The 4437-nt window shown below is 60.4% G+C and carries 6 protein-coding genes; all 6 read right to left on the reverse strand.

Going from position 1 to position 4437, the window contains the following annotated elements; translation table 11 throughout:
- Positions 1-430: 430 nt before the first annotated feature.
- On the reverse strand, positions 431-754 hold the full coding sequence (locus tag MUO23_10090) for a type II toxin-antitoxin system Phd/YefM family antitoxin (protein ID MCJ7513302.1): 324 nt from the start codon (positions 752-754) through the stop codon (positions 431-433).
- Positions 751-1077: a type II toxin-antitoxin system RelE/ParE family toxin gene (locus MUO23_10095; GenBank protein ID MCJ7513303.1), complete on the reverse strand. Its 327-nt coding sequence runs from the start codon at positions 1075-1077 to the stop codon at positions 751-753. Before MUO23_10095 ends, MUO23_10090 begins: the two co-directional genes overlap by 4 nt.
- Before the next feature lie 298 nt (positions 1078-1375).
- The gene (locus MUO23_10100) at positions 1376-2158 is read right to left on the reverse strand and encodes a methyltransferase domain-containing protein (protein ID MCJ7513304.1); all 783 of its coding nucleotides are present in this window, start codon (positions 2156-2158) and stop codon (positions 1376-1378) included.
- Positions 2159-2380: 222 nt separating this feature from the next.
- Positions 2381-2686, reverse strand: coding sequence for a HigA family addiction module antitoxin (locus MUO23_10105; GenBank protein ID MCJ7513305.1), 306 nt, complete (start codon positions 2684-2686; stop codon positions 2381-2383).
- 10 nt (positions 2687-2696) lie between these two features.
- Positions 2697-2978, reverse strand: a complete 282-nt coding sequence (locus tag MUO23_10110; GenBank protein MCJ7513306.1) for a type II toxin-antitoxin system RelE/ParE family toxin — start codon at positions 2976-2978, stop codon at positions 2697-2699.
- 243 nt (positions 2979-3221) lie between these two features.
- Positions 3222-4148, reverse strand: coding sequence for a radical SAM protein (locus MUO23_10115; protein ID MCJ7513307.1), 927 nt, complete (start codon positions 4146-4148; stop codon positions 3222-3224).
- Positions 4149-4437 lie beyond the last annotated feature (289 nt).

The raw sequence follows: 4437 nt of genomic DNA on the forward strand, positions 1-4437 counted from the left end.
GCCAGATCAGAAGGCCCAACAGGGCTTGCCACCATATCAGCTTGGCGAAGGCGATCGTGAATAGCCAGCCTATGAACCAGAAGATACCTACTCCTGCGTCAACGTGCCCGGAAACCTTCGATGTCTGTGATGTCATTCGGCTATGCCTCCTTTGGGAAGAACCGGTGTGCGGAAGCGAGCGTCTGGCGCGACCCGTGCGGCTTCGGCACAAGGCGGCGCGCAGTCGTCAGCGGACCATGTGCCGCGCCCTACATCACCGAAGTCGCCCGTCGATCGATCCCGCAAATCAAACCCTTGCGCAAGGGGTCGACATTGAGACGCTGAACGAAGCCGAGCTAGCCCGCTCGGCGGCTCGGGCTTGGTTCCTTCATTCTATGGCAACCGGGCTGGCCGAGCACCGTCGCATTTCCGGCCGCCAGCCGGGTCAGCATCAGCGAGTTGTTGGACCGCTCCTAGCAGCGGAGACTCGCTGCTTGGCCGAACCCTCCGGTGGCATCTGCTCAACGGTCTTCCAGAACTCTGCCTCGCCCAGCCCCTTCCCTTGGCGAATGCTCCGGCGGGCACGTTCAATGCGGGCCAGGAACTTGGGGGATCGCAGGAGGACGAGGGTCTCCAGATCGTCCTCATCCTTGGGCGCAATGAGCACGGCGACCGCCTTGCCGTTGCGCGTGATCACCACCGGCCCTTCGGTCTCAGAGCTATCGACATAGGCGCTCAACTTGGCCTTCACCTCTGCCAGCGATGCGATCTTCATCTCCCGTACTCCTCTCTACCGATGCGCAGCACGTCCCGATCCTTGACGCCAATTGCCAGGATGGTCACGACAAGGGCTTCCTCGTCGACTTCGTAGAACACGCGGAATCGGTTCTTGGGACCGAGGCGCAGCTCCCAGTGTGCATCATAGGGCTCCGGAAGATCAACCAGGGCCTTGCGATTCCGGGCCTCGACTTGCGGATTGCTCTTCAACTGCGCCGCGATCTCACGACGCAGGAGGGAGTGGTACTTGCGCTCAACCGCCCGGAGGTCCAGCACCACCTCGGGAGCGAAGATGAGCGCAAAGCGTCGCGCCGGACCCATGACTAGAATTATAGTCGCAATTCGGGTGGTGTCAACCGAGGCCTGGCCGATCATTCAGACAGCGGCCCAATGGCCTCGAGCTTCGCGAAGCACCCCCTGGGGAAGCCGCTCGGCGGCTTGGGCTGGACCCATTCTCGCGCCGGTCAGACGGCAGACGATCCCCCTTCTCTTTTCGCCCGCCAGGCGAGTCGGCTTCCCTGGCCTCCCGAAGGACATCGGGACGATGTGCGGCCTGGGCAGGCAGCGAGTTGTCGGGCGGCCCACAAGATGGGAGAGCCAACAAGGTCCGTGCAGTGATTCACGGCTTGCGGCCAGCCAGCGCCACAACGTTCGTATTCGTGAAGAAGCCGTCTATTGCCGCCGAGCGTTCAAGGCTCGCTTGCCACCGGGAATATTCGTCTTGGTCAATCACCCCAGCGGCTTGCGCCTCTTGAGCCATTTGATCGAGCCGCATGAGCTTTCGAGCCAACGCATAGTCAGTCAGGAACACAGGGTAGACTTCGACAGTGACTTCCAGCAGTCCGTGGCTCCTGAACCGGCGACGTAGTGTGCGTCCTGAGAACGGGTTGTTCATCATCTGTTCGATGTGAAACCGCACTAGCCGTCGCTCAAGCTCGGGTTCGTCGCTGTCTATTGTGAAAGTGGCCCAGTCGCTATCGAGCACAACAACCCAGCCGCCGGGGCGGGTTACGCGAACCATCTCTGCAAACGCGCGCTCGGGGTCGCGCAAGTGCTGGAGCATCCGTTCACTGCGACTTGCGTCGAAGAAGTCAGCCTGCCATGGCAAAGCAGTGGCATCGGCTTGGCGGTGTACTACGCGGGAACTGACGCCTGCAGCTTGTGCACGCTCATTGGCCTGCGCCACCATCTGGGCATCGTAGTCCGCCCCGTAGACCTCGCCGGCTGGGCCGACGAGCTTGCTGATTGCCAGGGTGTCTGAGCCCGGACCACATCCGACGTCCAACACTCTATGGCCAGGCTCCAAGTGCATCAGCTCGTAGCTCCGCCGCTTGCACGGCGCCATCAAGCGTGTCGTGGTGTCCAGGTAGTCAGAATCAACATAGCCTTTTGGTTGTGACATGAAATCACTCCGCTTGTGTGTGGGGTGACCTACCCGATGTTGGAACCAGCATGTTGAAGTCCAAGATCAAGCCGCCCAACGGCCTCGAGCTGGGCCGCGCGGCGGCTCGGGCTTGACACCTTCATTCTAGGGCGACTGCGCCGGCAGGTCACCAGTGCGTTGCCGCCCGCCAGCCGGGGCAGCATCAGCGGGGTGTCAGGCATCGCGAGGGGCCAATTCGGGCTACCCTGCCCGGGCGTAGACCCTTACTTCCTTCTCGAGCCGATTGCCGAGGCGGTCTCGCTCGATTTCCAGATCATAGTGCGACTGCAGGTTAGACCAGAAGGTGTCGCTCATCCCGAAGTAGCGAGCCAACCGCAAGGCTGTGTCCGGGCTGATCGCCCTCTTTCCATGTACGATCTCGTTGATGCGGCGCGGGGGAACACCGATATCCTTCGATAGCCGATACTGGGAGATCTGCATCGGCTCAAGGAACTCCTCCAGGAGGATCTCGCCTGGGTGAACCGGCCTCAGCTTCTTGGCAGCCATTCCTACCTCCCTAGTGATAGTCGACAATCTCGACCTCAAACGCGTCCCGATCTCGCCAGCTGAAGCAGATGCCCCATTGATCATTGATCCGAATACCGTACTGCCCCTGCCGCTGGGCTGAGAGCCTCTCCAGCCGGTTGCCCGGTGCCACGCGAAGGTCAGACAACGAGCCAGCGGCGTGGAGGATAGCCAGCTTCTTCCAGGCAGCACGCTGGAGATCAGGGGAGAAACTGGGCTCGCGCTCCCTGGCGAATACCCTACGTGTGCGCTCGGTGGCGAAGCTGCGTATCATGCGACACCATAATGACGCGTTGCGGTAATAACGTCAAGGGTGAAGGGACAAGTCGACCAGGGATACGCAATGCCTCGAGCTGCTCAGCCTGTTGGATGGGGAAGGCCCGCCTTGAAGCATGCTGGCGGGGAGAGACAGCCGGGTCAGCCTGTCCTGGACGGGCAGTCGCGGGCATCAGCGAAGTGCTGGGCGGCCGCAGCATTCGATGCAGGTCAGTTCAGGCACAGAAGATCGGCGGATGCCTCATGCAAACTTGAAAGGACTTTCCAGTGCAAAATCGGGCAGGCAGTGCTCCTGACTCTCAAGTTCCTGAATGTAGACATTCTCCAGGCCGAGCTGAAGGGCATAGTCCATGACCTGATCGTATTCTTCTTGTGTCAGATTCCGATTGATCCCGGGATACTCGCACGCCCGATGTTGCGGAGAGTACTGCGACATGAGACTGAGGCAAGTGCCCAGAGAAAGATCTGCTAACAGGTCGAGACATCTTCGGCTGTTAGCCAGGTGACCGGGCAACACCAAATGCCGAACCAACAGTCCCCTCAGCGCGATGCCTTCACCATTCATCGTCAGATGGCCCACCTGATCCAGCATCTCTCTCAGAGCCCCCGGAACGTTGTCGGCATAGTCGCTGACGGCAGAGAAGTGCTTCCCCGATCCATTATCCATGTACTTGATATCCGGAAGGTAGATGTCCACCAGACCTCGGATCTGCCGCAGGGTCTCCACGGAGTCATATCCATTGGAGTTGTACACCACGGGGACAGCCAGCCCTTCCCCCTTCGCTACCTCGATCGCCTCGGCCATCTGAAACACCATATGCGAAGGCGAAACGAAGTTGATGTTGTGGGCACCCGCGTTCTGGAGGCGCAACATTTCTGATGCAAGCTCACCTGTGGTCAGAGTTCGGGTGTGGCCTTGCTGCCACTCCTGGCTGATCTGGTAGTTCTGGCAGAATACGCAGCGGAGATTGCATCCAGGGAAGAAGATGGTCCCTGAGCCTCGTGTTCCCGAGATGGGGGGCTCTTCCCCGAGATGTAAACCGGCATGAGCGATCTGAGTCCTGGCGCTGACTTTGCAGAACCCGAGTTCCCCCCCAAGCCGATTCACTCTGCACTTGCGCGGGCAACACTCGCACCGTTTCAGTCGATCTATTAGTGACCTATTCATTCTGGCGCCTCACCACCTCTGCAATTGAACCTGGATCATCCGTCATCGGATAGAGGGTGAGGGGTTTGAGCCAAACCCTGAAGTGTGGGCTGCCTGACGGCCTCGAGATGAGCCACCCAGCCAGCCAAGGCAAGTATCGCGCCAAAGGCAAACAACGGGCTGGCCGGGTCAGCCTGTCCTGGACGGACCGTCCAGGGCAGAAGCGAGTGGTTGGGTGAGCGAAGACCCGCATTCAGGCCGGCGCAGAGCGCCCGACGTACGCCAGCATGAGGATGAAGTGACTGAAGGC

It is taken from the genome of Anaerolineales bacterium (assembly GCA_022866145.1).
Lineage (GTDB): Bacteria > Chloroflexota > Anaerolineae > Anaerolineales > E44-bin32 > PFL42.